Origin of the sequence: Marinobacter sp. DUT-1, assembly GCF_050379415.1 — a bacterium.
Lineage (GTDB): Bacteria > Pseudomonadota > Gammaproteobacteria > Pseudomonadales > Oleiphilaceae > Marinobacter.
This window is the reverse complement of record NZ_JBNRLS010000002.1, coordinates 1-23726: the sequence shown is the minus strand read 5'-3', so window position 1 is coordinate 23726 and position 23726 is coordinate 1. Positions and strand designations below refer to the sequence as shown.

23 protein-coding genes are annotated in these 23726 nt (G+C 58.3%); 9 read left to right on the top strand and 14 right to left on the bottom strand.

Going from position 1 to position 23726, the window contains the following annotated elements:
* The 4 genes from pheA to purU form a co-directional block, all read right to left on the bottom strand.
* Positions 1-1098 (bottom strand): prephenate dehydratase, encoded by a 1098-nt coding sequence (pheA, locus tag ACQUTG_RS05715; RefSeq protein ID WP_428918491.1) that lies wholly within the window; start codon positions 1096-1098, stop codon positions 1-3.
* A gap of 2 nt (positions 1099-1100) precedes the next feature.
* Positions 1101-2183 carry a 3-phosphoserine/phosphohydroxythreonine transaminase gene (gene serC / locus ACQUTG_RS05710; protein ID WP_428918490.1) on the bottom strand — a complete coding sequence of 361 codons (1083 nt, stop codon included), beginning with the start codon at positions 2181-2183 and terminating at the stop codon, positions 1101-1103.
* Positions 2180-4747 (bottom strand): DNA gyrase subunit A, encoded by a 2568-nt coding sequence (gene gyrA / locus ACQUTG_RS05705; RefSeq protein WP_428918489.1) that lies wholly within the window; start codon positions 4745-4747, stop codon positions 2180-2182. The genes serC and gyrA overlap by 4 nt, the downstream gene beginning before the upstream one ends.
* A 126-nt stretch (positions 4748-4873) precedes the next feature.
* Positions 4874-5728, bottom strand: coding sequence for a formyltetrahydrofolate deformylase (gene purU, locus ACQUTG_RS05700; RefSeq protein ID WP_092002795.1), 855 nt, complete (start codon positions 5726-5728; stop codon positions 4874-4876).
* A 144-nt stretch (positions 5729-5872) separates the two neighbouring features.
* On the opposite strand from purU, the gene ggt reads away from it, so the two are divergent.
* Genes ggt through ftsH form a run of 3 tightly spaced genes read left to right on the top strand, consistent with a single transcriptional unit; the run spans position 5873 to position 9775 of the window.
* The gene (gene ggt / locus ACQUTG_RS05695; protein WP_428918488.1) at positions 5873-7576 is read left to right on the top strand and encodes a gamma-glutamyltransferase; all 1704 of its coding nucleotides are present in this window, start codon (positions 5873-5875) and stop codon (positions 7574-7576) included.
* A gap of 43 nt (positions 7577-7619) precedes the next feature.
* Positions 7620-7868: a YkoF family thiamine/hydroxymethylpyrimidine-binding protein gene (locus ACQUTG_RS05690; protein ID WP_092002801.1), complete on the top strand. Its 249-nt coding sequence runs from the start codon at positions 7620-7622 to the stop codon at positions 7866-7868.
* Positions 7865-9775 carry an ATP-dependent zinc metalloprotease FtsH gene (ftsH, locus tag ACQUTG_RS05685; RefSeq protein ID WP_428918487.1) on the top strand — a complete coding sequence of 637 codons (1911 nt, stop codon included), beginning with the start codon at positions 7865-7867 and terminating at the stop codon, positions 9773-9775. Before ACQUTG_RS05690 ends, ftsH begins: the two co-directional genes overlap by 4 nt.
* A gap of 10 nt (positions 9776-9785) precedes the next feature.
* Here the strand turns inward: ftsH and ACQUTG_RS05680 are convergent, their stop codons facing one another.
* From ACQUTG_RS05680 to ACQUTG_RS05670, 3 genes are read right to left on the bottom strand one after another with little or no spacing between them, the layout of a single operon-like run.
* Positions 9786-10511, bottom strand: coding sequence for a ZIP family metal transporter (locus tag ACQUTG_RS05680; RefSeq protein ID WP_428918486.1), 726 nt, complete (start codon positions 10509-10511; stop codon positions 9786-9788).
* A gap of 32 nt (positions 10512-10543) precedes the next feature.
* Positions 10544-11407: a universal stress protein gene (locus ACQUTG_RS05675; protein ID WP_428918485.1), complete on the bottom strand. Its 864-nt coding sequence runs from the start codon at positions 11405-11407 to the stop codon at positions 10544-10546.
* Entirely contained in the window at positions 11400-13805 is a 2406-nt protein-coding gene (locus ACQUTG_RS05670) for an AAA family ATPase (RefSeq protein WP_428918484.1), read from the bottom strand. The genes ACQUTG_RS05675 and ACQUTG_RS05670 overlap by 8 nt, the downstream gene beginning before the upstream one ends.
* A 300-nt stretch (positions 13806-14105) precedes the next feature.
* Here ACQUTG_RS05670 and ACQUTG_RS05665 point away from each other — a divergent pair, with 300 nt between their 5' ends.
* Positions 14106-14792, top strand: a complete 687-nt coding sequence (locus ACQUTG_RS05665) for a DUF2202 domain-containing protein (RefSeq protein ID WP_428918483.1) — start codon at positions 14106-14108, stop codon at positions 14790-14792.
* 74 nt (positions 14793-14866) lie between these two features.
* Here the strand turns inward: ACQUTG_RS05665 and yghU are convergent, their stop codons facing one another.
* Both yghU and ACQUTG_RS05655 read right to left on the bottom strand, forming a co-directional pair.
* Entirely contained in the window at positions 14867-15742 is an 876-nt protein-coding gene (gene yghU, locus ACQUTG_RS05660) for a glutathione-dependent disulfide-bond oxidoreductase (RefSeq protein WP_428918482.1), read from the bottom strand.
* Positions 15743-15833: 91 nt separating this feature from the next.
* The gene (locus ACQUTG_RS05655; protein WP_428918481.1) at positions 15834-16949 is read right to left on the bottom strand and encodes a Glu/Leu/Phe/Val family dehydrogenase; all 1116 of its coding nucleotides are present in this window, start codon (positions 16947-16949) and stop codon (positions 15834-15836) included.
* 245 nt (positions 16950-17194) lie between these two features.
* On the opposite strand from ACQUTG_RS05655, the gene ACQUTG_RS05650 reads away from it, so the two are divergent.
* Positions 17195-18151 (top strand): 1-phosphofructokinase family hexose kinase, encoded by a 957-nt coding sequence (locus tag ACQUTG_RS05650; protein ID WP_428918480.1) that lies wholly within the window; start codon positions 17195-17197, stop codon positions 18149-18151.
* Between the two features lie 70 nt (positions 18152-18221).
* Positions 18222-18896 carry a hypothetical protein gene (locus ACQUTG_RS05645; protein ID WP_428918479.1) on the top strand — a complete coding sequence of 225 codons (675 nt, stop codon included), beginning with the start codon at positions 18222-18224 and terminating at the stop codon, positions 18894-18896.
* 22 nt (positions 18897-18918) lie between these two features.
* Here ACQUTG_RS05645 and ACQUTG_RS05640 read toward each other — a convergent pair whose 3' ends face one another.
* Positions 18919-19767, bottom strand: coding sequence for a sulfurtransferase (locus ACQUTG_RS05640; protein ID WP_428918478.1), 849 nt, complete (start codon positions 19765-19767; stop codon positions 18919-18921).
* A gap of 191 nt (positions 19768-19958) precedes the next feature.
* Here ACQUTG_RS05640 and ACQUTG_RS05635 point away from each other — a divergent pair, with 191 nt between their 5' ends.
* Both ACQUTG_RS05635 and ACQUTG_RS05630 read left to right on the top strand, forming a co-directional pair.
* The gene (locus ACQUTG_RS05635) at positions 19959-20204 is read left to right on the top strand and encodes a type II toxin-antitoxin system CcdA family antitoxin (RefSeq protein WP_428918477.1); all 246 of its coding nucleotides are present in this window, start codon (positions 19959-19961) and stop codon (positions 20202-20204) included.
* Positions 20204-20521 (top strand): CcdB family protein, encoded by a 318-nt coding sequence (locus tag ACQUTG_RS05630; protein WP_428918476.1) that lies wholly within the window; start codon positions 20204-20206, stop codon positions 20519-20521. Before ACQUTG_RS05635 ends, ACQUTG_RS05630 begins: the two co-directional genes overlap by 1 nt.
* A 71-nt stretch (positions 20522-20592) precedes the next feature.
* On the opposite strand, the gene ACQUTG_RS05625 is transcribed toward ACQUTG_RS05630, so the two are convergent.
* From ACQUTG_RS05625 to ACQUTG_RS05610, 4 genes are all read right to left on the bottom strand, one after another.
* The gene (locus ACQUTG_RS05625; protein WP_428918475.1) at positions 20593-20982 is read right to left on the bottom strand and encodes a VOC family protein; all 390 of its coding nucleotides are present in this window, start codon (positions 20980-20982) and stop codon (positions 20593-20595) included.
* 158 nt (positions 20983-21140) lie between these two features.
* Positions 21141-21482, bottom strand: coding sequence for a YciI family protein (locus tag ACQUTG_RS05620; protein WP_428918474.1), 342 nt, complete (start codon positions 21480-21482; stop codon positions 21141-21143).
* Positions 21483-21866: 384 nt separating this feature from the next.
* Positions 21867-22154, bottom strand: a complete 288-nt coding sequence (locus ACQUTG_RS05615) for a helix-turn-helix domain-containing protein (protein ID WP_012137897.1) — start codon at positions 22152-22154, stop codon at positions 21867-21869.
* On the bottom strand, positions 22147-22434 hold the full coding sequence (locus ACQUTG_RS05610) for a type II toxin-antitoxin system RelE/ParE family toxin (RefSeq protein ID WP_428918473.1): 288 nt from the start codon (positions 22432-22434) through the stop codon (positions 22147-22149). Before ACQUTG_RS05610 ends, ACQUTG_RS05615 begins: the two co-directional genes overlap by 8 nt.
* Before the next feature lie 52 nt (positions 22435-22486).
* Between ACQUTG_RS05610 and ACQUTG_RS05605 the strand changes: the two genes are divergently transcribed.
* Positions 22487-23691 (top strand): IS3 family transposase gene (locus ACQUTG_RS05605; protein ID WP_428918472.1). Its coding sequence is split into 2 segments (ribosomal slippage): positions 22487-22814 and positions 22814-23691, totalling 1206 coding nucleotides; the frame shifts between segments, so codons are not numbered across the junction.
* The last annotated feature ends 35 nt before the right edge of the window (positions 23692-23726 follow it).

Sequence of the window (23726 nt, the reverse complement as noted above, 5' to 3'; positions counted from 1 at the left end):
TTACAAAACGCCGATTGGGTAGGAACCAAGCCGCTTGAGCTCCACTGCCTCTTCATCAACCTCGGCCAGCGCCTTACGGATGGTCTCGTCCTCCATGTGCCCCTCGAAGTCGATGTAGAACACGTAGGCCCAGGTACCACTGGGCGATGGCCGGGTCTCGATCCGGGTCAGACTGATGCCGTGGCGGTGGAAAGGCTCCAGCAACTGATACAGGGCGCCGGGCTTGTTGCGCATGGACACCAGGATGGAGGACTTGTCGTGACCACTGGCCGGAACCTCTTCACGGCCGATGATCAGGAACCGGGTGGTGTTGTCCGGACGATCCTCGATGCTGTTGGCCAGTTTTTCCAGGCCATACAGTTCCGCCGCCATATCCCCGGCAATTGCAGCCGTACCCGGCTCCTCGGCGGCCCGGCGGGCGGCCTCGGCATTGCTGGACACGGTGATGCGCTCAATGCCATAGCGATGGGTGTCGAGCCACTGCCGACACTGGGCAAAGGACTGCTGGTGGGAATAAATGCGGGTAATTTCCTGGTCCTTGTGCTTGGGAGACACCAGCAGGTGGTGGTGAATCCGCAGCTGGACCTCACCGCAGATCTTCAGCGGCGAGGACATGAACATGTCCAGGGTGTGGTTGATCATGCCCTCGGTGGAGTTTTCCACGGGCACCACACCATAGTGGGCTGCGCCGGACTCGACCTCGCGGAAAACCGCGTCGATGGCCGGCAACGGAACGCTGACCACGGAATGGCCGAAATGCTTCAGCGCCGCCGCCTGCGTAAAGGTGCCGATCGGCCCCAGGAAAGCGATGTGCATCGGCTTTTCCAGTGCCAGGCAGGCGGACATGATTTCACGGAACAGCCGCGCCATTTCCTCTGCCGGCAGCGGCCCCGGGTTGTGCTCCTTGATACGACGCAGTACCTGGGCTTCACGCTCGGGACGGTAGAAGAACACATCCTCATCCGGATTCGCTGCCATCTTCACATGGGCTACTTCCTGGGCACAGCGGGCCCGGGCACTGATAAGGTCCATGATCTGCTGATCAATGCTGTCGATTTCATCCCGAAGTTCGCCCAGACGGGTCTTCTCGTCCGTCATGATCAGCCACGCTCCTTCGCAAATTCCGCCATGTACTGGATCAGCGCGTCGACACCCGCCTCCGGCATGGCATTGTAGATGCTGGCGCGCATGCCGCCTACGGAACGGTGGCCCTTGAGGTTCAGCAGGCCGCGAGCATCGGCACCCTTGAGGAACTCGGCGTTCAGCGCATCATCGGCGAGCGTGAACGGTACGTTCATCCAGGAACGGAAACGCGGATCAATCGGATTGGCGTAAAAGTCGTTGGTGTCGATGAAGTCATACAACTTCCTGGCCTTGCGATAGTTGATCTCACCCATGGCCTTCACGCCGCCCTGCTCTTTCAGCCATTTGAATACAAGCCCGGCCAGGTACCAGGAATAGGTTGCCGGCGTGTTGTACATAGAACCGTTATCGGCGATGACCTGGTAGTTCATCATTGTCGGCGTTTCCTTACGGGCCTTGCCGAGCAGATCCTTGCGGATGATCACGACCACCAGGCCGGAGGGACCGATGTTTTTCTGGGCACCGGCGTAGATCAGTCCGTAACGGGAGACATCCACCGGCCGGGACAGCATGGTGGAGGACATGTCCGCCACCAGGGGCACGTCACCGCTGTCCGGTGTGAAATCGAATTCCAGGCCGCCAATCGTTTCGTTCGGGGTGTAATGCAGGTAGGCGGCATCGGCATTGGTGTTCCAGGCGGACTGCTCCGGTACGGTGCTAAAACCGCTGTCCTCGGAACTGGCAACCACGTTCACGTCACCGTATCGCCTGGCTTCGGCAATCGCCTTCTTGGACCAGATGCCGGTATTGACGTAATCCGCCGAAGTCTTGTCGCCGAGCAGGTTTAGCGGGATGGTGGAGAACTGGCTGGAAGCTCCACCCTGCATGAAGAGAACGGCGTAATCATCTGAAATTCCGGCCAATTCACGCAGATCTTTTTCGGCGGTTTCGGCAATGGCCACGAACTCGTCACTGCGGTGGCTCATCTCCATCACCGACATGCCGGTACCACGCCAGTCCAGCATTTCGTCCCGGGCCTGTTTCAGCACGGGCTCCGGTAAGGTAGCCGGCCCCGCGCAAAAGTTGAACGCCCTGCTCATTCTTCGCTTTCCTCGCCTTCTATCTCTTCATCATCGGATTCTGCAATCCGTTCAACACCGACCAGACGCTCGTCTTCCTGTGACAGGCGAATCAGGCGTACCCCCTGCGTATTCCGGCTCAGGACAGACACTTCATCGGTGCGAGTCCGGACAAGGGTACCCTTGTCCGAAATCAGCATCATTTCATCGCCATCAAACAGCTGGAGCGCGGTGACCAGGTCGCCATTACGCTCGGAGCACTGCATGGCGATAACGCCCTGGCTGCCACGGCTGTAGGTGGGGAACTCGTCGATCGCCGTGCGCTTGCCATAGCCATGCTCGCTGGCAGTCAGGATCACACCACCCTCTTCCGGAATGATCAGTGACACCACATGCTGGCCTTCAGGCATCCGGATGCCACGCACACCACGGGCGGTCCGGCTCATGGGCCGCACCTGGTCCTCGGTGAACCGCACTGCCTTGCCGGCGCTGGAGAACAGCATGACTTCTGCATCACCCTTGGTGATGGCAGCGCCAACCAGGGTATCGCCCTCGTCCAGGTTCAGGGCGATCAGCCCGTTGCTGCGCGGACGGGAGAAGTTTGGCAGCGGCGTCTTCTTGACCACACCGTTTGAGGTGGCCATCAGCACAAACTGGTCTTCCGGATAATCCTTCACCGGCAGGAAGGTGGTGATACGCTCCCCCTCATCCAGCGGCAGGATGTTGACCATCGGCCGCCCCCGGGAGCCACGACTTCCACGCGGAATCTCGAACACCCGTAGCCAGTACACCTTGCCACGGTTGGAGAAACACAGAATGGTGTCGTGGGAGTTAGCAACCAGCAGTTTCTCGATGAAGTCTTCGTCCTTCATGGAGGTGGCTGCCTTGCCACGGCCACCCCGGCGCTGGGCCTGGTAATCCTCTACCGCCTGGGTCTTGGCATAACCACCGTGGGAGATGGTGACCACCAGGTCCTCTTCGTCGATCAGGTCCGCAATGGTCAGGTCACGGCGGGAACTGGTGATCTCGGTACGACGCTCGTCACCGTAGTCGTTCACGATCGCTTCCAGTTCTTCACGGATAACCTGCAACAGGCGCTCCGGATCGCCCAGGATGTCGAGCAGATCGGCGATCTTCTCGAGGATTTCCTTGTACTCGTTCTGCAGCTTCTCGGTTTCCAGGCCGGTCAGGCGATGCAGACGCAGATCCAGGATGGCCTGGGCCTGTTCCGGCGAGAGATGATACAAGCCTTCGCGCAGACCGTAGATCTCCGGCAAGTCGTCCGGGCGGCAGGCATCTTCGCCAGCACGCTCGAGCATGGCCAGCACATCACCCGGGGCCCAGCCCTTGTCCATCAGCTTTTCTTTGGCCTCGGCCGCAGTCGGGGACTGCTTGATCAGCTCGATGATCTCGTCGATGTTGGCCAGTGCAACGGTAAGGCCTTCGAGAATATGGCCGCGCTCACGGGCCTTGCGCAGTTCGTAGATGGTCCGGCGGGTCACCACCTCGCGGCGGTGGCGCAGGAACGCATCCAGCATTTCCTTCAGGTTCAGGGTCTTGGGTTCGCCGTTGATCAGGGCAACCATGTTGATACCGAACACGGTTTCCAGCTGGGTGTGGGCGAACAGGTTGTTGATCACCACGTCCGCGTTCTCGCCACGGCGCAGCTCGATCACAACGCGGATACCCTCCTTGTTGGATTCGTCCCGCAGTTCGGAAATACCCTCAACACGCTTTTCCTTTACCAGCTCGGCGATCTTCTCGATCAGGCGGGCCTTGTTGAGCTGGTAGGGAAGCTCGGTGATGATGATGGATTCGCGACCGGTTTTCTTGTCCTGCTCGATCTCGTGGCGGGCGCGGATATAGATGCGGCCACGACCGGTGCGGTAGGCCTCGACGATGCCGGCACGGCCGTTGATGATGCCCTGGGTCGGGAAATCCGGGCCGGGGATGAACTCCATGAGCTCATCCACGGTCAGGTCACCGTTATCAATCAGCGCCAGACAACCGTTGACCACTTCGGTCAGGTTGTGGGGCGGGATATTGGTGGCCATCCCCACGGCGATACCGGAGGAGCCGTTCACCAGCAGGTTCGGAACCCGGGTCGGCAGAACATCGGGAATCCGCTCGGTGCCGTCGTAGTTGTCGACGTAATCAACCGTTTCCTTGTCCAGATCCGCCAGCAGGGAGTGGGCAATCTTCTCCATGCGGATCTCGGTATAACGCATAGCGGCTGCGTTATCGCCGTCGATGGAACCGAAGTTACCCTGACCATCCACCAGCGGGTAGCGCAGGGAGAACGGCTGGGCCATACGAACGATGGTGTCGTATACCGCAGAGTCACCGTGGGGGTGGTATTTACCGATAACATCACCCACCACACGGGCAGATTTCTTATAGGCCTTGTTCCAGTCATTGCCCAGCTCGGACATGGCGAACAGCACCCGACGGTGCACCGGCTTGAGGCCGTCACGCACATCCGGCAGTGCCCGGCCGACGATGACGCTCATGGCGTAATCGAGGTAGGACTGCTTCAACTCGTCTTCAATGTTTACCGGCAGGATCTCTTTGGCTAACTCACCCATCGAGAAAGGTTCCTTTGCGTTATCTGGAAGTCGTGCGGGAGCCGTTTCCGGGCCCCGTATTTATTCTTCAACAAGCCGCCAAGCATACCACAGTCCGCCCTTTGCCGGGGCACTTGTGGCCAAGCCTTAACCAAACACCACGGTCTTGTTTTCGTAGGTAATCACCCGGTCTTCAACATGCGCCCGCAGGCCGCGCGCCAGCACGTTTTTCTCCACATCCTTGCCCAGGCGGACCATGTCTTCTATGGAATCGCTGTGGTTGATGCGGATGACATCCTGTTCGATGATCGGGCCCTCATCGAGGTCCTGGGTCACGTAGTGGCAGGTGGCCCCGATGAGCTTCACACCGCGACTGTACGCCTGATGGTAGGGGCGCGCACCGGCGAAGGACGGCAGGAAGCTGTGATGGATATTGATCACCTTGCCCGCGTACTTCTCGCACAGCTCGGCCGGGAGGATCTGCATGTAGCGGGCCAGGACCACCACATCGGTCTCGTACTGCCCGAACAGTTCCTCGATGTGGGCGAAGGCCTCGGCCTTGTTCTCCTTGCTCACCGGTACGTGGTGATACGGGATTTCATGCCATTCCACCATGCGGCGCAGATCGTCATGGTTGGAAATCACCGCAACGATCTCGGCATTCAGTTCCTTACTGTGCCAACGATGCAGAAGATCTGCCAGACAGTGGGATTCCTTGCTGCACATCAGGATGACCCGCTTTGGCCGTGCGGAATCGGCGATGTGCCAGTTCATGTTGAACTCGCGGGCAATGGGCTCAAATGCGGCACGGAATTGATCCAGCCCGAATGGAATAGACTCGGCCTTGATCTCGTGACGCATGAAGAACCAGCCGGTCTGGGTGTCCGAATGGTGGCTCGCCTCGGTAATCCAGCCATTGTAGGTGGACAGGAAGTTACTCACCTTGGCAACGATTCCGACCCGATCCGGGCAGGAAATCACAAGACGATAGGTATGCTCCATGAAAGCCTTTCCTTAACTTGAATCCGGGAAAGCAGGTGCGACGGGGACCCCGGTGGAAAAACACAAGGCGGGCAATCGGTACGCACCATCAAAAATGACCGGCTATCATAGCCTATCTGAACGCCTAAAACGAGGAATGGACGCATGCGGATAATTGTGTTTTCAGTGCTGATGGCTTGCCTGCCCACTGTCTGGGCCCAGGCCATTCTCGAGGGTGAGCGCTTCCACCCGGTCCAGAGCGAATATGGCATGGTAGCCACCAGTCATACTCTCGCTACGGAGGTGGCACTGGAGGTGCTCAAAGAGGGCGGTAATGCTGTTGATGCTGCCGTTACGGCGGGCTTTGCGCTGGCCGTGACCCAACCCCGTTCCGGCAATATTGGCGGCGGCGGTTTCATGCTGTTTTCACCGGGTGACGGCAGCGCTCCCGAAGCCATCGATTACCGGGAAAAAGCGCCTGCGGCCGCCAGCGAAACCATGTTCCAGGACGAAAACGGTAATGTAGTCACCAACCGTAGCCGGTTTACCCACCTCGCCGCCGGCGTTCCAGGAACGGTTGCCGGCCTGGCGCTGGCCCTGAAGCGCCATGGCACCATCAGTCTGAAGGATGCCCTGGCACCAGCCATCAAGCTCGCCCGGGACGGTTTTACCGTCCCGCACCGGTTCACCGAGGGACTGGAGCAGGCAAAGGAACGACTGCAGCGCTGGCCCGCGACCCTGGAAACCTTCTACAAGGAAGACGGCTCGACCTGGCAACCGGGTGAGCGTTTCCGGCAGCCGGAACTGGCCGCCACGCTCCAGCGGATTGCCGATAACGGCGTCAAGGGTTTCTACGAGGGTGAAACCGCCCGTCTCATCGCCGAGGAAATGAAGCGCAACGGTGGCCTGATCACCGAACAGGACCTGCGGAAATATGAACCGGCTATCCGCGAGCCGGTCCATGGTACCTATCGCGGCCACGACATCTTTTCCATGTCACCACCCTCCTCCGGCGGTACTCACATCGTCCAGATCCTGAATATCCTGGAGGGCTATCCCATTTCAGAATGGGGCCACAACTCCGCCAGCACCATCCATCACATGGCCGAAGCCATGAAACTGGCCTACGCCGACCGCTCGCAATACCTGGGTGATACCGACTACGTGGACGTACCGCTCGCCGGCCTCACCAGCAAGGCCTACGCGGAGGGTCTGCGTGAGACCATCAAACCGGACCAGGCCCGCCCCGCCAGCGAGATAGGACCCGGCGAGCCCGCCGCCTATGAAAGCCCCGAGACCACCCATTTTTCCGTGGTGGATCGCTGGGGTAATGCGGTCTCCAACACCTACACCATCAACTTCAGCTACGGCTCGGGCATCACCGTGGCCCGCGCCGGTTTCCTGCTCAACAACGAAATGGACGACTTCAGCGCCAAGCCCGGCGTGCCCAATGCCTACGGTCTGATTGGCGGAGAAGCCAACAAGGTGGAACCCGGCAAGCGCATGCTCAGCTCCATGTCTCCCACCATTGTTCGCAAGGACGGCAAGAACTTCCTGGTCACCGGCAGCCCTGGAGGCTCGAGGATCATTACCACCACTTTGCAGGTGGTAATGAACGTGATCGACCATAATATGAATATACAGACCGCGGTGAGCGTGCCCCGGATACACCATCAGTGGCTGCCGGACGAAATCCGCATTGAACAGGGCGTCAGCCCCGATACCGTTCAACGGCTGCGGGCCATGGGTCACACGGTGGTAACCAAATCCGCCATGGGTGCCATCCAGAGCATCCTGATCGCGCCGGATGGTACGCTGTATGGAGGTGCCGATCCGCGCCGGAGCACCTCATCGGCCATGGGGTATTGAACGAAACCGATTGACCCGGGTCACTGACCCGAGAGGAGGTACCATGTATCTTTCAGTACAACTCAGCTGCTATCCGCTCAAGGATGACTACAAACAGCCGATCTGGGATCTCATTGCCCGACTTGAACAATCCGGGCTGGAGGTGTATTCCGGACGTATGAGTACAGAAATCTTTGGCGAGTACGATGAAGTCATGAAGGTACTCTCGGATACCATGAAGTGGTCGTTCGAGACCTATGGCAAATCCGTATTCGTCGCAAAAATCATGGAGGGCGATCGGAGGCCCAGATGACAGCACCGCAAGGACCGGACCAGCAGAAACCGGGCGACAACAACCAGCAACCCGCGATCCCCAACCAGTTTGCCTTTCTCTGGTTGAGCGCCGCCATCTTCCTGATGGTGCTTTGGTTGCAGGATGGAGACCAGCCGCGCCAGCAGGAGCTCGCCTATTCCGAGTTCAAGACTGCCGTGGCTGAACGCCAGGTCGCAGAAGTCACCCTGAAGTCCGAGGCAATCGTCGGCACGTTCAACGATCAGGGCATGACCGACTTCAGCGCCGAAAGCCAGGCCCGGCAACCGACGACAGGCTTCCACACGGTGCGGCCGCCCATGGAGGACCCGGAACTTTTGCCCCTGCTTGAGCAGAACGACGTCACGATCCGGGCGACCAGCTCCGAGCTGCCCTGGTGGCAACAGCTGATCCAGGCGTTCCTGCCGTGGATTTTGCTGCTGGCACTGATGTTCTGGTTCTGGGGCGCTGCCCAGCGGCGGATGACCCAGGGCGGTGGCTTGTTCGACTACGCCAAATCCAAAGCCCGAAGGGCGCGTCCGGAAACCTCCCACACCAGCCTGAACGATGTCGCCGGCATCGAGTCCGCCAAGCGTGAAATCACCGAGATCATCGACTTCCTGAAAGCCCCGGAACGGTTCCGCAGGCTGGGCGCAGTGATGCCCAAGGGCGTGCTGCTGGTTGGCCCGCCGGGTACCGGCAAAACCCTGCTGGCACGGGCCATTGCAGGAGAAGCGGATGTGCCTTTCTTCAGCATCAGCGCCTCCGAGTTCATCGAAATGTTTGTCGGTGTGGGCGCAGCCAGGGTCCGTGACATGTTCCAGACCGCCCGGAAAGAAGCGCCGGCGCTAATTTTCATCGACGAGCTGGACGCAGTCGGCCGCTCCCGGGGTACCGGCCTGGGTGGTGGCCACGACGAGCGGGAACAGACCCTGAACCAGATCCTGACCGAAATGGACGGCTTCGAGGAGCACGAGAATGTCCTGGTGCTTGCGGCCACCAACCGGCCGGACGTGCTCGACAGCGCCCTGCTCCGCCCCGGCCGGTTCGACCGCACCATTACCCTCGACCGCCCCCACAAGGATGCCCGGGAAGCCATTCTGAGCGTCCATGTCCGCAAGGTTCCACTGGCCGATGACGTGAACCTGACCGAGGTCGCCGCCCGCACTATCGGTTTCTCCGGTGCCGACCTCAAGAATCTGGTGAACGAGGCTGCCCTGACCGCGGTCCGCGAGAACAAGGACAAGGTGGACGCCCAATGCTTCGACGAGGCACGGGACCGCCTGATTCTGGGCGAAGAACGGGATGCCCGGCTGACTCCGGACGAAAAACAGGCCGTGGCCTACCACGAAAGTGGCCACGCAATCATGGCCTACTTCATGCCCAAGGCAGACCCGCTCACCAAGATCACCATCATCCCCCACGGCATGGCCATGGGCGTGACCGAGCAGACCCCCAGGGAAGACCGGTACACCTACACCGAGAGCTACCTGAAAGACCGCATCAAGGTCATGCTCGGCGGCCGCTCGGCGGAAAAGATCGTCTATGGCGAAGTCAGCACCGGCGCACAGAACGACCTCAAGGAAGCCACCAAGCTATTGCGCAAGATGATTGGTCAATGGGGCATGAGCGAGAAGCTCGGCCCCATGGGGCTGAGCATAGGTGAGGAACACGTTTTCCTGGGTCGCGAAATGGGCGCTCCCCGGGAATTCAGTGAAAAGATGGCGGAAATGATCGACGGTGAAATCCAATCCAAACTGCTTGAGATGGAGAAATCCACCGTCGACTTCCTGAACGAACACCGTAATCACCTCGACGCGCTGGCCAAGGTACTACTGAAAAAAGAGACGCTGTCAGCGGAGGAAATCGACGAAATCCTGCGCAAGGAAGACGCTCGCAAAATCGCCTGAGGCTGGGCCCTCAGGCGTGTGCCACCAGCATCTCACTGAACAGGGCCAGACAGAATCCGAGCACGGCACCAAGGGGCGGCCCCCAATGCCGGTCCAGCCGGGCCTGGGGCGCAATGTCCTGAAAGATCAGATACAGGATTCCGCCGGACGCAAAGAGCATGATGCCGCCCAGTATGGCCTGATGGTCTGACAGCACAAAGTAACCAAGCAGGCCGGCTATGGGCCCCGTCAGGACCAGGGAACTCATGAATCCAAGCGTCTTCCTTGAGGTGTAGTCCGGCTGATCACAGAGCTCGCGGTAAGCATTGAAACCCTCCGGCAGGTTCTGCAGAGCAATCAATGCCGCCAGCAGTGCCGCCATCCCGGGGTTGACCACGATCAGGCCGCCAAGAGCCGTTGCTTCCGGAATGTAATCGAGCATCAAACCGGTCAACTGTGGTGCTTCCCGGCGCCTCAGACCCAGCCCCCGCTCAACCCCGAAAAACAGCAAACCTCCCAGCAGAATGAGAGGGATACTCCACAAAGAACCCTGCATGCTGGCACGCCCCTCCGGCACCAACACTACCGCAACCGCCCCAAGCAGGATCCCGCCGCCAAAGGCGATCAAAAAGTGGCGAAACTCCTGCTCAAGCCAGTTCGGCCTGATCCGTTCAAAGCTCGCCAGCAGACCACCGGCGGGGATACAGGCACCCGCCACCGCGGTCAGGACAACGATATAGACAACATCCAGAAACATCCGGAACCAACAGTCTGAAAGGAATGTTTGAATCAGGGTGTTACAGTCACCGGAAGATTCAGTTCAACCAGTAGCTGATCGGCACCCTGTTCATCGAAAACACTGCACTGCCGGCTGACAACCAGTTCGGCCGGGCGTTCCCGGCGGAGTAACCGGGCCACTTCGGCGGCACTGGCGCGGGGAATAAGCCTGACACGTGCGCCGGCACCCCGGGCAATCAGCTGCTCCTCGATCGCCCTGACCACCTCCTGTCCATCCTCTCCGTGGCTACGAACCAGCACTGTCAGCGGCTGGTGATGGCGTCTTGCCTGCTCGATACCCACCACCAGCGCCCGATGGTTGGCACCCTGGTCGTCATTGAGGAGGACAACCACACCGTAGCCGGGACGGCGCTGGAGCTCTGCCCAGAGCAGCACATCCCCCGGGGCCTGGCGAATCAGCCCCCGGGCAGTGGAGCCCAGCCTGGATCCGGGTGCCGCTGACCAGCCTACACGCCCCATCACCACCAGATCATCCGGGCCTGCCAGACCGAGAACCTCCTCAATAACACTGCCCCGGCATAACTTCAGTGCCTGGCGCAGCCCCCGGCTGGCCACAGCCCGCTGCAGGGAACGGCGTGCCTGTTCCGCAAGCGAGCGCATGCGCATCTCGAGCATGGCCGAGTCCAACGGGCGCGTGGCGCCCGAGCTTGCGCCAATCTCCCGGGCAAAGTCAAAGCCCGAACTGCGCAGCAGGTTCACTTCCTCGACAAACACGCCGAGAATGTCGTGCCCCCGCAGCGCAGCTATGTCGGCAGCAGCTTCCAACGCCGCCAGACTGAGCCGGGAGCCATCCAGAAGCACAAGCACACGGCCGGAACCGGATTCGACAGGAACGGATTCTGGCTGCTCAGTCATCGTCTTCCTTGCCTCCGTTGCCATTGCCGTTGTCCTTGTCGTCGTCCCGCTTCTTGCCCACTTCAGCGAAGGCCGAGAGGCGGTCCTGTACCTTCCGATTGAAGCTGCCCTCCGGGTAGTCACCGTTTTCGTCGGCAACGCCCGGCTCCATACCGGTCAGCAACTCGATCGCTTCGTTGATGTCCGATATCGGATAGATGGTAAAACGGCCCTCACCCATGGCGTCCCTGACATCCTTCCTGAGCATCAGGTGCTCTACGTTGCTCTCGGGCAACAGGACGCCCTGGTTACCCAGGTCACCAGCAGACCGGCAGACGCTGAAAAACCCTTCGATCTTCTCGTTGACCCCGCCTACAGCCTGGACCTCACCGTGCTGATTCATGGAACCGGTGACCGCAAAGCTCTGCTTCAGCGGCACCCCGGCAATGGCGGAAAGCAGGACACAGGTTTCGGCCACCGAAGCGGAATCCCCTTCCACACCACCATAGGATTGCTCAAAGGCCAGGCTGGCCGAAAGCGACAACTCTCCCTCTCCGGCATAGCGGCTGGCCAGGAACCTGGACAGGATCATCACTGCCTTGCTGTGGATCGGGCCACCCAGTTTGGCCTCCCGTTCGATATCCACTACCTGGCCCTTGCCCGGGCGGGCGGTGGCAGTAATACGGGTGGGCTGGCCAAACATGGAGGCCCCCAGCCGCAGTACGGACAGGCCATTCACCTGCCCCACTTCCTCGCCGGCGGTAGCAATCTTCACAACACCACGGATAATCTGCTCCATGCTACGTTCCCGAACCCGGCTGGCACGGTATTCACGCTCATCAATCGCCTGCTGGATATGGTCAGCGGTGATGAGCTCGGCCCCGGCCTGTCTGGCCCAGTGGTCCGCCTCGCTCATCAGATCCCTCAACACCCGGTCATGGGCGGTGAGCTTGCGCTGGTCACTGGCCAGACGGCTGGCGTGTTCGATCAGACGGGCCACGCCATCCCGGGTCAAAGGTCGCGCTTTGACCCCTCTCGCCATGGAGGCGATCATCCTGGCATAGAGCACGTAGCAGCCGTCGTCCCGATCAAGGTCATCTTCAAAATCCGCTTCCACCTTGAACAGGTCAAGGAAGTCCGGATCATAGTGGGACAGGAGGTAATACAGCATCCGGTCACCAAGAATCACCACCTTGACCGACACCGGAATCGGCTCGGGCTGGAGGCTGGTGGTGCTCACCAGACCGTATAGCCGCTCCAGGGATTCGATGCGGATTTCACCGGAGAACAGAGTGCGTTTGAGGCTTTCCCAGGCCATGGGCTGGGTCAGGATACGGCGGGCGTCGAGAATCAGGTAACCCCCGCTGGCGCGGTGCATGGCACCACCCTTGATCAGGGTGAAATCGGTATACAGTGTGCCCTGGCGCGCCCGATGTTCGATCTGGCCAGTCAGGTGCTGGTGATTGGGCAGGTCTTCATAGATCACCGGAGCGCCCTGCGTCTCAGCGTTGTCCACCAGCAGATTGACCTTGTAGCGCACCAGCAGGCCAGCGGGAGGGCCGTTTTCGCCGTCCTGGAACGCTTCGGCATGCTCGACCACATCCTCCCGGACCGCATCCAGATGTGCAACCACTTCGGGCAAGTGGGACCACTTCTCGCGCAGTTCGCCTATAGGGCCACCCAGGGTAATCTGCACCATTTCCTCATTGAGGGCATGGACACGTTCGCGAACTTCCTTGCGCAGCCTGGGGATCTGCTGGATGGTCTGCTGGAGTTTTTTCTGCAGTTCCTCCACCTTGGATTCGACAAGCTCCTTTTCCTCATCGGAAAATTTCTTGTACTCCTCGGGATCGATCACCTCACCATCCCGCATGGGGGCAAAGGTAAAGCCCGCCGGTGTGGTGATCATGGCAATGTTGTTACGGTTGGCCTCTTCCTGGATATCGAACAGCCCCTGGTGCTGGCGCCTGGCCATTTCTTCCTGAAGCTCCTGGATCCGGGACTGGTACTCCTCGCTCTCGAACGTGGCCGGGATGGCCGTACGTAATTCATCCGTAAAATCGTTCATGTCCTTGCGGAATTCCCGTCCCTGAGCGGCGGGGAAGCGCAAAGCCTTCGGGCGGTCGGCATTCTTGAAGTTGTAGACATGGCACCAGTCCGGTGGCACCTCCTTCTCGCTGGCGTGCTTGCCCAGAAAGCGCTCCACCAACTCGTGCTTGCCGGCGCCCGAGGGCCCAAGCACAAAGAGGTTGAACCCCCGGCCTTCCATGCTGGCACCAAACTCCAGTGCCCGCAGTACCCGCTCCTGGCCACAGGGCAGCTCCAGGTCCTCGAGGGTTTCCGTGGTCTCGAAATCCAGTTTTTCCGGCGGGCAACGGTGATAAACCTGATCAATGTTCAGCGGTGCGGGTACTGTCATCAACTACTCCTTCAGGCAAGTCGCACTTTCAAATGAGGAATCATCGGTGACTGAAAGGATAGACCACGACCAAAGGATGGTCAGGGAGTGGAAATCAGAATCGGAATGAAAAAAGAAAGGGACTGATAAAGGTCAAAAATATCAAGGTGCGACAATTTGACGCACTTTTCGTCGACGATAGATACTTTTACCTACATATTATTGCAACAAATTAAGAACATTGAGCGAACTTTTCCAGAAAGGCAGCGTCTTAAGTAGTGAATTCGGGTTTTCCTATTACCTGTTCAAGAGAGGTTAACTATGAACACGAAACCCTTTATGACCGCCACCTTTATCGGTTCCATGTTTGCGAGCAGTGTTGCGCTGGCTGCCGGAGGACCTGGTTACGGCAAGCAAGACATGACCTTTGTCGAGGAGACAGAAGCCTCTTCGACCGACACCGTTGCGGTGGACGAAAACGATCTGACCACTCTTGAGACCGATGATCTCAAATACATGCGTGAAGAAGAGAAACTGGCCCGGGATGTGTATCTGACCATGGACCAGTACTGGGGGCAGCAAACCCAGGTCTTTGCCAAGATCGCACTGTCAGAAGAAGACCATACGACCACCGTTGACTACCTGCTGGACAAATTCGACGTGGAAGACCCGGTGGTAAACGACACCATTGGTGTATTCACCAATGAGGAGCTTCAGGCGCTTTATAACGAGCTCGTTGCCAAGGGCAAGACCTCCTTTATCAACGCCCTCTATGTCGGCGCCCTGATCGAAGAGAAGGACATGCGGGACATTCTGGCGGCCATCAACCAGACCGATGAGCGCCCGATTATCCTTGCCTACTCCAATCTGCTCGACGGTTCCAAGAGCCACCTGCAGGCCTTCGTGAGCGTAATCGAAGACCAGGGCCTGACCTATGAGGCACAGGTTCTCGATCCCGAGGAAGTGGAGCTGATCCTTGAGGACGAAAGTTCCGTCGACGAGGACTGACATCGCCGCAGAACGAACAAGGGCAGCCAAATGGCTGCCCTTGTTCGTTCGGGCCTTGGTCGAAGCAGGAACTTTTACCCTTCCTTGCCTTCCAGCTTGTCCTGCGTCTTCAAGTCAAAATCACTGGCATCATGGCGCTCATGCAACTGGGATGACAGATCCCCCCAGGTCTTGTTGACCATCCGGCCACGTTTCACCGCCGGGCGCTGCGCCACCTCATCGGTCCAGCGCACCACGTTCTTGTAGGTGTGGGCCTCCAGAAACTCTGCCGCCTCGTACACCATGTTTTTCACCAGTGCGCCGTACCAGGGCCAGATAGCCATGTCGGCAATGGTGTATTCATCACCGGCGATGAACTGGTTGTCCGCCAGCTGGCGATCCAGAACATCCAGCTGCCGCTTCACCTCCATGGTGTAGCGGTTGATCGGATATTCATACTTCTCCGGAGCGTAGGCATAGAAGTGACCAAAGCCCCCACCGAGGAATGGAGCGCTGCCCATCTGCCAGAACAGCCAGTTCAGGGTCTCCGTCCGCTTGGTGAGGTCCTGCGGCAGGAATTCACCGAACTTCTCCGCCAGGTATAGCAGGATGGAACCGGACTCGAACACCCGGACCGCCGGATCCACGCTGTGGTCCCTCATCGCCGGGATCTTGGAATTCGGGTTCACCTCCACAAATCCGCTGCCGAACTGGTCGCCTTCGGTAATACGCACCAGCCAGGCATCATACTCGGCTCCCTTGTGCCCCTTCTCCAGCAACTCCTCGAGCATCACCGTGGCTTTCACACCGTTGGGCGTGGCCAGGGAATACAGCTGGATCGGATGCTCGCCGACCGGCAACTCCTTGTCATGGGTCGGGCCGGCAATCGGGCGGTTGATATTGGCAAACCGGCCACCGTTACCGGGATCCCATTTCCAGACCTTGGGAGGCGTGTACGTTGGATCGCTCATCTGGGGACATCTCCGTTTGATGCGTGAGTAGAGTTTCCCGACTTTACCGGAAAATCACTTTGCCGGTGAAGGTTTACGACAGAAACTTTGTCTAGACCATACCGCCCCAGCGGCGTGTAGCCATTGCCTTGCGAACCCGCTCTTTTGCGATTTTCATCGCAGCGGTGCGCGGCAGTGACCGTTCCTCCGTGGCAGCCTGCAACACCTGGGTGGTGTTATGGGTCAGTTTTTCGGCAATGGCGTCGAAGGCGGCTGTCTGGGTGGCACCGTGGTACTCCATGGCGGCACAGATCACCCCGCCCGCATTGGCGACAAAATCGGGCAGCACGAGTATGCCACGTTGATGCAGGCGCTCCTCGGCTCCGCTTGTCAGCGGAATATTCGCACCCTCGGCAACCAGGCGGGTTCGCAGGCGGTCCACATTCTGTTCGGTCACCACATCCGGCCGTGCAGCGGGAATCCAGATATCACACTCGACATCAACGATTTCGTCCGGACCGCCAGCCTCGCCATCGAGGTATTCCCTCACGGATTTGCCCTCGGTTTTCAGCCGGGAGAGCGTTTCCAGATCCAGGCCCTCGGGCCGGTAAATGGTTCCCCTTGAATCCGACGCAGCAACAATCACCGCACCGTCAGCGGCCAGGAACCGGGCGGCATGATAGCCCACCGAACCGAACCCCTGGACGGCAACCCGTGCGCCCTTAAGGTCCAGGTCACAGAACGGCAGTGCCGCCTTGACCGCGTGAGCCAGGCCCCAGCCGGTGGCCCCCAACTGGTCCAGCGGAATGCCACCCAGCTCTCTCGGAAGGCCCACGGATCGGCCAATCTCATCGTGAACCCAGGCCATGCATTGTTCGTTCGTGCCCATATCCGGCCCCGCAATGTACTGGGTCTCCAACCCAATGGCCGTGGCAAAAGCCCGAATCAGCTCCTCCTTCCCGGATGCCGGCATTTTCGGATCGGCAAAGATCACGGATTTGCCGCCCCCATGGGCCAAACCGGCCATGGCATTCTTAAGAGTCATGGCGCGTGCCAGGCGGGCGCACTCGAAAAGAGACACATCCGGTGCCATGCGTACCCCGCCGATGGCTGGCCCCGCCGCCACATTATCCACGACAAGGATGCCCTTCAGCCCCACTTTCGGGACATGGACATGAAGGACTTTCGCCGGCCCCAGATCATCGGCGAGATCGAAAACAGTCGTCATGCAACCTCCTTTGCCTGTTCACCCGGCCCGGGAAACGCCCCCGGAGCCCGGCCCTTATCACAGCTTCACATTTCTGAACTGTAGTTCAGTATAGAGTGCGGGCGGAGGTCGCGCCCGAGCGTTCCTGCTCATTCGGATTCTCTCAATTTAATAATGAATTGGATGTTTAGACCGGCATGCACCAATATCCATAACAGGATAGTTCCTCGCAGGGGAGGATCGAGGGCGCCAAACGGGAGCACTTGATGACCGATACATCCAGACAACTGCCAGTGTCCGTTTTAAGCCTGAATCCGGCCGTTGATATCACCTATCAAATCCCTCAGCTGATTGCTGACCAGAAGGTTCATGCCTCGGATTCCCGGTACGACCCCGGTGGTAACGGCATCAATGTTGGCCGCGGTCTCAAACGCCTTGGGGTGCAAGCCTGTACTTTCTGTGTCGTCGCCGGCGAAATCGGTCGCTTCCTGCGCCATCAGCTCGATGCGCAGCTGGACCAGGCCAGTTATCTGGAAGTGGAAGGCGAAACCCGGGTCAATGGCACTATTCTCGAGAGTGTCACCGGAGCCCAGTTTGAGGTCAGCGGTGTCGGCCCCGCAGTGTCCACCGCACAATGGCAACATTTGCTGGACCGGTTCGTGACCCATGGGGGGAAGGGACTGGGCGTAATCACCGGCTCGCTACAACGGAGCCTGCCGCAGGATCTCTACGCTGAAGCGGTGCGCCGGGTCCAGGCGGCCGGGGGGCGTGCCGTCGTCGATTCCCATGACAACCTGCTGCGACACGCGATCGGAGCCAGACCTTTCCTGATCAAACCTAACCGTTTCGAACTGGAAACCCTGGTCGGACGGCGCCTGGAAAATCAGCAGGAAATTGTTCGGGAAGCCCGCCAATTGCAGACGCTGGGCGTTAGCTGGGTCTGTGTCTCCCTGGGTGCGGAGGGTGCGTTGTTAGTGACGCCGTCAAAGGTCCTGAAAGGCGAAGCGCCTCAGGTTCCTGTGATCTCCACGGTCGGAGCGGGTGATTCAATGGTGGCCGGTATGACAGGAGTATTGGCACAGGGCGCGTCGGACCAGGATGCGTTACGCGAAGGAATTGCCTGCAGTGCGGCGACGGTGATGCAGCCCGGGACCGAGTTGTTCGACAAGAAAACGGTCGATCGGCTGCGTGGAGAGGTTCGGGTGACGCCGCTATCCCTGTGACTGGCGTTGTCACCTCGTGTTTATTATAAAATTTCGGATAACTGAAAACGGATAGGTTCAGGAGCCTCCGATGCACCCCCGCCACATTGCCTGGAGTGTTTGCTTAATACCTGTCATTGCAGCTCACGGGTCGTTCTTATTCGGGTTGTGGGAAGGTGTGGCAAACGAATGCATGCCTTATTTTGAGGGGTGTACGTCAATCAGCCGTGCGGCTCGTGAGGGGAATGCAATCTTTCTGTTTCGCGGCTTGATGATGCCTGTGGCGGCTTTGTTGTTTTTATTCTGGTACTTACAAAGCGTCTGGTTAAAAGAAATCACGCAGAAGCCGCATCCTGCGACCTTTATCCTCGGGGCTATCGGCGCTGTCTTCCTGATCCTCTATGTGGACTTTCTCGGCACCGAAGGCGACTTCTACCGATTCCTTCGCCGCTACGGTACGACACTCTATTTTGCCCTCACCGTTCTGGCTCAAATGATCAGCATTCGAAGCCTTCAACAAAAAGCCGGTGAATTGGATACACAGATCCGGCGATACCTGAACCTGCAGTTCATCTTAATGGTGCTCTATTGGTGCCTGGGCATCGCCAACGTTGTTATCAAAGCCTCGGGCGTTAGCTGGGCCGATCAAGCCGAAAACGTTATCGAATGGCACTTTGCGTTATACATGTCCCTTTACTTCGGTTTAACCGCGTTGATGTGGAAGCGGAGCAATTTTGACTGGCAGTTTCGTACAGACAGCGGCTGAAATCAGCGAGGCCGAGGGTGCTCTACGCCACCGGCAGTGACTCATTGCTGCCCCAGTCGGCCCAGGAACCGTCGTACAGCGACAGCTGGCCATACCCTGCCAGCTCGGCCGCCAGCAAGATGATGCAGGCGGTGATACCGGAACCACAGGAAAACACCAATTGGTGCCCGTTGCCGCCCTGAAGCGAGGGAGCGAGGCGGGCATACATTGCCGCCAGCTGATTGGCAGGCTTGAACCGATAACCCTCCAGCACCTCCGTAAACGGCAGGTTAAAAGAATTGGGGATGTGACCACCACGCACACCAGGCCGGGGTTCCGGCGCCTGTGCCAGAAAACGCGCCTGTGATCGCGCATCGATGACCGTTACGCGCTCGTCGTCCAGATGCTGGAAAACGTAGGCGGAATCCCGAACCAGGCTCTGGTCAAGCTTGCCCACCACGCTGCCAGGCATGGCCGCCTCTGCGACCGGCGCAGATACGATGTCCCGCCCTTCGGCCAACCACTGCGGCAGTCCACCATCCAGAACAAACACATTTTTGAGACCCATAGCCCGAAAAATCCACCAGGCCCGGGGTGCCGAGTAGATGCCCTGGTTGTCGTACAGCACCACCAGGCTTTCGGGCGTAATGCCCAGCCGGCGCGCTTCCTCTGTGAACTGCTCTTCCGTCGGGAAGGCGTGGATTTGGGAAGATCCGGTATCGCAGAGCGTTCCTTCCAGGTCGATCTTATAGCTACCCGGGATAAACACCGGGCGGTCATAAACGATCGGCTCCTTGCCAACGACAGTGGCCATACTCGAGTCGATCAGTACCAGATGTTCGTTATCCAGGTTGTCCTGAAGCCAGTCGGTAGTCACGAGAGGAAAAGACATGGTGTTCTCCGGTCTGAAACAAACAGATAAGCCAGCGCAAACCCTCACAGAGTCCATGTAGCTTTGGCGTTGCGGTGCACCGGAGTGCCAGCGTAGGTGCGTCCGACAACAGCCATTGGTTAAATGCTTGAATGCGCATGTCCGTGCGCATAAACTAAGGTGATGCATTGAACAGCCACTTGGAGGCTCCGATGGCCGAACTCTACAACGCAGCCGCACCGAAAAAAGCCGCGAACCTCTCAATCAATAGCGATCTTCTGCGTAAGACCCGTGAACTGAACATTAACCTGTCTGCTACCCTGGAGCGAGCGCTGAGAGAAGAGCTCTCCAAACGCGAAGCAGAAAAATGGGTTGAAGAAAACCGTGCTGCGATAAAAAGTTACAACGATTTTGTCGAACAACATGGATGCTTTGGCGACGAATTCAGGGAATTTTGATGGCACAGTTCGATGTTTACCCCAACCCAAGCAAGACCAGCAAAGCGCACTACCCTTACCTTGTCGATATTCAGAGCAGCCTGCTGAGCGAATTGGCAACTCGCATCGTCATCCCTTTGGGGAAACGCTCCGCATTTGGTGGCGAAGCCTTGCAGGGAGTCACGCCTGAAATCAGCTTTGCGGACCAAGAACTTCTACTGTTAACCCCGCAAATTTCCTCTGTTTCTGAAAAGCATCTCAAAAACCCGGTTGGCTCTCTATCCCATTTCAGAGACCGGATTGTTGGAGCCCTGGACATGGCCGTCACCGGCATTTAACGCCGAAGCTCACCTGCCGCTATGGAGCGCGAGCGGATTAGTGCTCGGGTGCAGCGCCTTGTTGGGCGCGCTCATGGAAACGAAAACATATTGACAAGTAACCTGTTCGGGTCCGCTACCATAAATCGCCTCATCCCGAACTCCTCATCGCATATGTCTTGTGCCAACTCGAAACCGCGGGCCTTCACTGCAGCGTATGTCGCCTCAATATCTTCGACCTGTACCGATATGATGACGCCCTGCGCAGGGTGCTGGAAAGGCCGGGGTGTGAACTCATGGTCGAGGCGCATGATACCGATTTGCAGTTCCGGCTTTTCAGGCGATGCCATCTGGATATACCAGCCCTCGTGCTCGAATCCAACGACCAGACCCAGCAACTCCTTATAGAAGTCGCGGGTCTCTTCCATCTTGTCAGTGCAGATGTTTGGAAGCAGCCTCGTAATGGCGATGCCTTCAGTCATAGTTCACCTGCTTGGTTTGATCGGCTCCTGACTCCCAACGCCGCCAGCAGGGAGGCAAACCCAGAGGGAAATTGCGGGTTAAGTCCCTTTCTCTCTCGCTGGCATTGTTAGGCTTTTTGGATGTTAGCTGGCAGGATGTGTACAGCAACACTCCGACCTCACGATTCCGGATCAAATCCGAATACCCGAAGCTCCTGATCACAACGACACGCTTTCGCGAAACGTGCCGCCCATGCGATGGCCTCCTTACTTGAAGGTAGCTCAAGTACAGTGAATCCACCATTGAGCGGAGGAGCCCACGGGTAGCCCCCTTCAGCAACTGAGCCATTCTCCGAAACTAGGACGGGAGGTACTGTTTCATCAATACCACCGCCGAAAACGTAGACGCCCGCTTCCTTCGCCTTGCGTATCACATCGTGAGCGTCTCGATCCACCGCCTCCAACTCACTGTCAGGTACATTCATTGCGGCACTGGGGAATGAAATTAGATACTTTGCCATGATTATCTTCCACAAAGAATTTCACGCTTCGATGTCGTGTGCATATAGTCGATCATGGCGACGGTTAATCGACATCCCGTTTGAAAGATATTTGCAAAGGTTTACAGATGGCCTAGACATTATGACTCCCCTCTTCACGACGGAAGAGTAAGGTGGTGAGAACCCACGGATATCAGCATGATAACCGTCGACGATTACTGGCCTCAGCGTCTGTCCTGACCCGCCCTTACACAGCGGGAAAGTAGCTCTGAAAAAACGGGGCTGGACTGGTGCATGCCTCTGGACGTGGGGAGTCATATCAACGCCCGCCATCACCGGTGGCAAAACCGCAGCGAAGCGGAGGTTGTGGCATCCAGTGCATGGCCTGGTTACACCTCACTCTGGTCAGTGAAGCTGATTGAAAACTTCCGGGTGTTGCTCAGCAATGCGCAGAAGCGCAACCGCAGGCCCCTGCGGCTCTCGCCGACCCTGTTCCCAATCCTGAAGGGTTCGCACACTCACGCCCATAAGACCGGCAAATGCTGACTGCGACATGTTCAACTTCAGCCTGATCACTTTAGGCGGTGAGGGCTCTGATAGCTCGTGGGTTCGTAGAGCCAATTTGCCCTTCTTGAACTGCTTGATTTCATTGATGCCATCAAGAATTTCTGCCCCAAGATTCCTGTCACCCATTTTTGATTGCCTCCGCTATCTGCTTGAGCGTATGGCCAGGAATGCTGGCGCGCTCTGATTTACTGTACAGCGTGAGCATCCATATCTCGTGGTCAGACTTCTTCCAGTAGTAAATGGCTCTGATACCACCGCTCTTTCCCGAACCCGCTGGTGCCCATCGAACTTTACGAACGCCACCCGAGCCTTTGATTAGATCCCCGGCATCCGGCTTCTGCAAAAGGTAGCTTTGAAGCCCACGGTATTCCTCGTCCTTGTAGTAGCCCCCATTTAAACCGGACACCTTGGTAGAAGCAAAGGCCTAGGCATAGACCTAGTGCAAAGGAGTGTCCAAGGTGGAGAGAATCGAAGTCATAACTGGAGTGCAGCGTCGTCGCCGGTATTCCGCGCAGGAGAAGGCATTCATGGTCGCGGAGTGTGAGCGGCCTGGCATGTCGGTATCGCTTGTCGCACGACGTCATGGTATATCAGCAAGTCTGTTGTTCCGTTGGAAGAAGCTGATGAAAGACGGTGGCATGTCCGCGATTGAATCTGGTGATGAGGTTGTCAGTGCATCCGAGATGAAAGCCCTGAACAAGAAGGTCCGGGAGCTGGAGCGGATGTTGGGCCGCAAGACGATGGAAGCTGAAATACTCCGGGAAGCCCTGGAGGTGGCTCAGTCAAAAAAGTTGATCTCGCGCATGCCGTTGCTGCCACCGGACGATACCCTCTGAAACGGGTTGCGGAGGTAATGAAGGTATCGCGCTCCAACCTTCTGGATCGCCTTCATGGTCGCCAGAAAGGCAGAAGCCCAAGATATAACAAGCAGGACGATGAGCGGCATTTGCCGTTTATCCGAGAGCTGTGCGATGCCCGTGCTGCCAATGGCTATCGAAGGATCACTGCTCGGCTGAATCGGTTGCTGGCAGCAAACGACGAGCGAGTGAACCACAAGCGCGTGTATCGACTGATGAAGCAGGATGGACTGTTGTTACCCCGTTATACGGGACGGCCCCAGGAGCGCTGCCATAACGGCCAGGTCATCACCTTGAAGCCAGACCTTCGCTGGTGCTCAGACGGCTTCGAGATCCGTTGCTGGAACAAGGAAGTTGTGCGTGTTGCGTTCAGCCTGGACTGCTGTGACCGCGAACTGATGCGCTACGTGGCGACCACCGGCGGCATCACCGCTGAGATGGTCCAGGATTTACTGCTGGAAAGCCTGGAATACCGCTTCGGCCAGTCAGAACGTGTTCCGCACCCACTCGAATGGCTGACGGATAATGGCAGCTGCTACATTGCCAAAGAAACGCGGGCCTTCGCGTCCTCTCTGGGCTTTGTGGTGTGTACCACACCAGTCAGAAGCCCTCAGAGTAATGGCATGGCTGAGGCCTTCGTGAAGACGTTCAAGCGGGACTATGTGTACCTGAACGATCTTCCTGATGCCGCCACGGTGATGGCCAGGTTGCCGGAATGGATCGAGGACTATAACCGCAGCCACCCGCACAAGGGGCTGAAAATGAAATCGCCCTGGGAGTACCGGGCAGAACTGGCATCAAATTGATGAGGTGGTGTCCGGTTTAGCGGGGGCAACTACAG

What these genes read in the sequence shown, in the direction of transcription:
- ACQUTG_RS05635 (WP_428918477.1), top strand. Translation starts at nt 19,959, where the DNA reads ATGGCCGAACTCTACAACGCAGCCGCACCGAAAAAAGCCGCGAACCTC.
- ACQUTG_RS05620 (WP_428918474.1), bottom strand. Translation starts at nt 21,482, where the DNA reads ATGGCAAAGTATCTAATTTCATTCCCCAGTGCCGCAATGAATGTACCT.
- ACQUTG_RS05690 (WP_092002801.1), top strand. Translation starts at nt 7,620, where the DNA reads ATGTATCTTTCAGTACAACTCAGCTGCTATCCGCTCAAGGATGACTAC.
- ACQUTG_RS05675 (WP_428918485.1), bottom strand. Translation starts at nt 11,407, where the DNA reads ATGACTGAGCAGCCAGAATCCGTTCCTGTCGAATCCGGTTCCGGCCGT.
- yghU (WP_428918482.1), bottom strand. Translation starts at nt 15,742, where the DNA reads ATGAGCGATCCAACGTACACGCCTCCCAAGGTCTGGAAATGGGATCCC.
- ACQUTG_RS05650 (WP_428918480.1), top strand. Translation starts at nt 17,195, where the DNA reads ATGACCGATACATCCAGACAACTGCCAGTGTCCGTTTTAAGCCTGAAT.
- ACQUTG_RS05670 (WP_428918484.1), bottom strand. Translation starts at nt 13,805, where the DNA reads ATGACAGTACCCGCACCGCTGAACATTGATCAGGTTTATCACCGTTGC.
- pheA (WP_428918491.1), bottom strand. Translation starts at nt 1,098, where the DNA reads ATGACGGACGAGAAGACCCGTCTGGGCGAACTTCGGGATGAAATCGAC.
- ACQUTG_RS05655 (WP_428918481.1), bottom strand. Translation starts at nt 16,949, where the DNA reads ATGACGACTGTTTTCGATCTCGCCGATGATCTGGGGCCGGCGAAAGTC.
- purU (WP_092002795.1), bottom strand. Translation starts at nt 5,728, where the DNA reads ATGGAGCATACCTATCGTCTTGTGATTTCCTGCCCGGATCGGGTCGGA.
- ftsH (WP_428918487.1), top strand. Translation starts at nt 7,865, where the DNA reads ATGACAGCACCGCAAGGACCGGACCAGCAGAAACCGGGCGACAACAAC.
- ACQUTG_RS05640 (WP_428918478.1), bottom strand. Translation starts at nt 19,767, where the DNA reads ATGTCTTTTCCTCTCGTGACTACCGACTGGCTTCAGGACAACCTGGAT.
- ACQUTG_RS05630 (WP_428918476.1), top strand. Translation starts at nt 20,204, where the DNA reads ATGGCACAGTTCGATGTTTACCCCAACCCAAGCAAGACCAGCAAAGCG.
- gyrA (WP_428918489.1), bottom strand. Translation starts at nt 4,747, where the DNA reads ATGGGTGAGTTAGCCAAAGAGATCCTGCCGGTAAACATTGAAGACGAG.
- serC (WP_428918490.1), bottom strand. Translation starts at nt 2,183, where the DNA reads ATGAGCAGGGCGTTCAACTTTTGCGCGGGGCCGGCTACCTTACCGGAG.
- ACQUTG_RS05645 (WP_428918479.1), top strand. Translation starts at nt 18,222, where the DNA reads ATGCACCCCCGCCACATTGCCTGGAGTGTTTGCTTAATACCTGTCATT.
- ACQUTG_RS05615 (WP_012137897.1), bottom strand. Translation starts at nt 22,154, where the DNA reads ATGGGTGACAGGAATCTTGGGGCAGAAATTCTTGATGGCATCAATGAA.
- ggt (WP_428918488.1), top strand. Translation starts at nt 5,873, where the DNA reads ATGCGGATAATTGTGTTTTCAGTGCTGATGGCTTGCCTGCCCACTGTC.
- ACQUTG_RS05625 (WP_428918475.1), bottom strand. Translation starts at nt 20,982, where the DNA reads ATGACTGAAGGCATCGCCATTACGAGGCTGCTTCCAAACATCTGCACT.
- ACQUTG_RS05665 (WP_428918483.1), top strand. Translation starts at nt 14,106, where the DNA reads ATGAACACGAAACCCTTTATGACCGCCACCTTTATCGGTTCCATGTTT.
- ACQUTG_RS05680 (WP_428918486.1), bottom strand. Translation starts at nt 10,511, where the DNA reads ATGTTTCTGGATGTTGTCTATATCGTTGTCCTGACCGCGGTGGCGGGT.